This is a genomic window from Chromobacterium alticapitis (assembly GCF_002924365.1).
GTDB lineage: Bacteria > Pseudomonadota > Gammaproteobacteria > Burkholderiales > Chromobacteriaceae > Chromobacterium > Chromobacterium alticapitis.
In genome coordinates this window covers 1-3,811 of record NZ_PQWB01000190.1, presented here as the reverse complement: position 1 = coordinate 3,811, position 3,811 = coordinate 1, and the positions used below count along the sequence as shown (strand labels likewise).

Sequence of the window (3,811 nt, the reverse complement as noted above, 5' to 3'; positions counted from 1 at the left end):
GGCGGCGGTTCGCTGATCACCGACACTTCCACCTTCTGCTGGATCACCTTGACCACGCCCTGGGCCAGACCGGTCGCCAGCGCGTAGATCAGCACGACGTGGAATATGATCACCCCGGCCAAACCGGCGAATCGTCGGCGCGGCGGAGGTCTTCCTATCCCTTTGGCTGTGATACTAGTCATATGGGTTACCCATTCTTTCAAAACCGGCAAGCCTGGCGCTCCCGCCTTGTGAACCGAAGCGCCCGGACTTGCCGACGATTACCACACCAAATGACTGCGGTTTCCCGCTGCCTTCTGGCACCTACTGCTTGGGTGTGCTACCCATGACAGAATGCTATACCTGCAGACTAAATACAATAGCCAGGCCTTAGAGTTTATATGACGCTTTCAAGAAATATGCTCGACCAATGGAGTCAGCCAGCACCGGGTCGTAACCGAACTGAAAGGTCTTGGTCTGGTTGCTGAACGGCGGCTCCTGATCGAACAGATTCTTCACCCCGGCCGTGACTGTCAGCTTCTTGTTCCATAAATACGTGCCGGACAGGTTCCAATTGGAATACGACTTGACATTGTGCGCCTCATCGTTCGGATTCATGTCTGTGTAGCCGGACGAGTAGTTCTGCACCAGTTGCGCGCTCCAGTTCGCCTTGGACCAACTGAAGGCCAGGCTGTGCTTCCAGCGCAGCGTCGGCACCAGGATGTTCTGATACCAGCCGCCCAGCGGACTATAATAAGCGCCGCCCCGCTCCAGTTGCTGCACGTACTTGGAGGTATAAGTACCATCCAGATTGACGCCGAAATTGCCGGCGGCCGTCTTAGGGAATCGGTAGGCCAGGCTAAGATCCACCCCTGCGGCGCTTAGATTGCCGAGGTTCTCCGTGGGCGTCTTCACATAATCCAGCGAGCCGTCGGCATTACGCACGAAGCGATCGGCATACTTAGCCGGATCGGCGAAGATGGCGCCGGGATCCAGCACGCCTATCGTGTTCTGCACCATGGTCCACCAGAAGTCCGCGCTGGCGGTGAGCGACTTGGTCGGCTCGATCACGATGCCGAAAGTCAAAGACGACGCCTTTTCCGGGTTCAGATGGCGATTGCCGCCTTGTTGCACCATGAACTGCTGATTGCAGTCCTGGGCTTTGTTGCCGCCGTTGGCCGGCGTGCCGCCGGGACAGCGCACCGGATCATTGAATTTGTCCGCGGTGTAGGTTGTGGCGTCAGGCTGGAATACATCGTATAGCGAAGGCGCGCGGAAACCCTTGCTCGCCGAGCCGCGGAACAATACTTCCGCTGCGGGCTGATACTTGAAAGCCACCTTGGGATTGAAAGAATTGCCGAAGTCGTTGTAATGGTCGAACCGCGAAGCGATTTGCAACTCCAGCCCTTTCAGCACCGGAATTTCCGCCTCCGCGTACAACGCCGAAACATTGCGCTGGCCGCTGGTCGACTGCGAATTGGCGATGCCGGAGCCTATCGCATTGCTCGCCAGAGCCTGAATCTGGCTATCCAGCTTCTCGTGCCGCATCTCCGCGCCAAACGCCCCCGCCACCATCCCGGCCGGCAGCGAGAACAGCTCCTTGCTGGCCTTGAAGTCCGCCAACGCCGTCGTGTACTTGGCGATCCAGCCGTCGCCAAACAAGCGCACGCTATCCCAAGCGCCCGGCGCGGAATCGCCGAACGGATTGATGGTGCCATCCTTGAACGCTTGCCTGATCAAGGTCTCATTGGCATAGCCGTCTTTGTAATTGATGGTGGTCTTGTTTTCGGAATACACGGCGCCGCCGCGATAATCCCAGCCGCCCAGCAAGCCCTCGGCATTGAAGGCCAGACGCTGGGTGTCGGACGTGCTCTTGGTGGTGCGCGGCCCCAGCGGAACCGAGCGCGCGTTCAGAATCACCTTGCTGCCGTCAGTCTTGGTGCCATCCGGCAAGGTCGTCGGATAGTACTTGTCGCCCGGCACCAAAGTCGCGATCTTGGCCAGCGGCGTAGGCGAGATATGGGTGGTGCTGATATTGCGCGCGCCCAAGTATTGCAGAGACAACTCATGGTCGCCGATGCGCTTGCTGCCCTTGGCCAGGGCCGTCATCTGCTCAACTTCGGGCGTCAGATCCATAAAGAGCGTGGACATTTCGCCGCAGGAATTCGCATCCAGCGCTTGCGCATACGGCGGCTGGCATTTGGGCGCTGCCGGGTTGTAGACATTGCCCTTGTAGATGAAGTTGGCCGGGTACACCGCGGGGCTCAGATTGTCCGCCGTCAGGTTCTTGTAAGCGAAGCTGCGCTCCGGCGTGGTGATGCGCTGGGTTTTCTGATAGGACAGAGCGCCATAGACATTCCAGCCATCCTGAGACAAGTCGCCCACGCCGCCCAATAAGTTGACGCTGCCGCTATTGCCGCCGCGATGCTGGGTCGACAGCGCCTCGCCGCCTATCGTCAGCCCATCGACGCGCTTCTTGGTGATGAAGTTGATCACGCCGCCAATGGCGTCCGTGCCGTAGATGGCCGAGGCGCCATCCCGCAGCACCTCGATGCGCTCAATCGCCGCCAGCGGTATCGCGTTCAAGTCCGTGGCGATGCCGCTGATGGCCTGGCTGGCTACGCGCCGGCCATCCAGCAACACCAGGGTGTATTGCGAACCAAGACCACGCAAGCTGGCATAGGCAGCACCTCCGCTAACCGACTGCACGGAGGACGCTCCCACTGTTGACGACTGATTGCTGGCCAGGGAATTCACCACCTGCTCCACCGTGGTAAAACCCTGCTTGGTCATTTCCTCGGTGCGAATGATGCTGACCGGCAGCGCCTTTTCCTGTTTGATGCTGCGTTTGATATTGGAGCCGGTCACCTCGACCCGGTCCAGCTCGCCGGCATTGTCGGCCAAAGCGAATGGCGCGTGCGCGCCAATGCCGATGACGGCCAGCGCGAGCGCCAGCTGCTTTCTTTTCATCACGAAACTCTCCTTTATTTTCCCGAGCGCCGCCTGCCGATTCGTTTGCCGGCATGACGGCGGTGCCAAGTCGCGCTTTTGGACAAGCCGACTATGTTTCGAGTGTGTTAAGAAGGCATCTTAATTGTCAATGTTTGATAATTAACGTCACATTTCGTCATGAAACAAAAATGTCAGCTCGGTAGTTAGCGCCATGCGGCGGACCGCAGACGCGCCCCATGCCAAAGAGAGGAGAAATGAAGGAAACCCATGCGCGGACCCGTAAATACCCCAAATGATCGCCATTGGCAGCGCAATCCAAGCAGGTCAAAGAAGAGAAATATTTCGTCGCATTACCGTAAAATATGTTGCTTTTATGCAAACGAATTGTAGAAAAAACATGTATCAGCATTTTCATGCTCGCTGATATTTTTAATTTTACTCATCCCATCAATGAGCGGATCGCAAGTCGCCTCATCCCCGCCAAGCGAAACCACTCAGCCGTCAAACCACGCGCCCAAAACAAAACCGGCCCTCGCGGGCCGGTTGGCTTTGATCCGGATCAGGCTTGCGCTCAAGCCATGGCCAGCGTCGGGCTCCAGCCCTGCGGAATCGCTCCCAGCAGCTTCTTGGTGTACCCGTCCTTAGGCTCGCGGTAGATCACGTCCGCGTCCGCCTGCTCCACCACCTGCCCCTGGTTCATCACCAGCACCTGGTCCGAGATGTGCTTCACCACCGCCAGATCGTGCGAAATGAACAGATAGGACAGCTTGAATTCGTCCTGCAAGTCCTGCAGCAGGTTCAGCACCTGCGCCTGCACCGACACGTCCAGCGCCGACACCGACTCGTCGCAGATCAGCACTTCCGGCTTCAGCGTCAGGCA

1 protein-coding gene and 2 pseudogenes are annotated in these 3,811 nt (G+C 58.3%); all 3 read right to left on the bottom strand.

Annotated elements, in window-relative coordinates; all coding sequences use genetic code 11:
- Positions 1–182, bottom strand: a pseudogene (locus tag C2I19_RS21265) (hypothetical protein); the annotation flags it as partial.
- A gap of 187 nt (positions 183–369) precedes the next feature.
- Positions 370–2,949 carry a TonB-dependent receptor gene (locus C2I19_RS21260; protein ID WP_103904567.1) on the bottom strand — a complete coding sequence of 860 codons (2,580 nt, stop codon included), beginning with the start codon at positions 2,947–2,949 and terminating at the stop codon, positions 370–372.
- A gap of 553 nt (positions 2,950–3,502) precedes the next feature.
- A pseudogene (locus C2I19_RS22830) lies at positions 3,503–3,811 on the bottom strand (ABC transporter ATP-binding protein); the annotation flags it as partial.

Coding starts and splice junctions, on each gene's coding strand:
- C2I19_RS21260 (WP_103904567.1), bottom strand. CDS start 2,949: ATGAAAAGAAAGCAGCTGGCGCTCGCGCTGGCCGTCATCGGCATTGGC.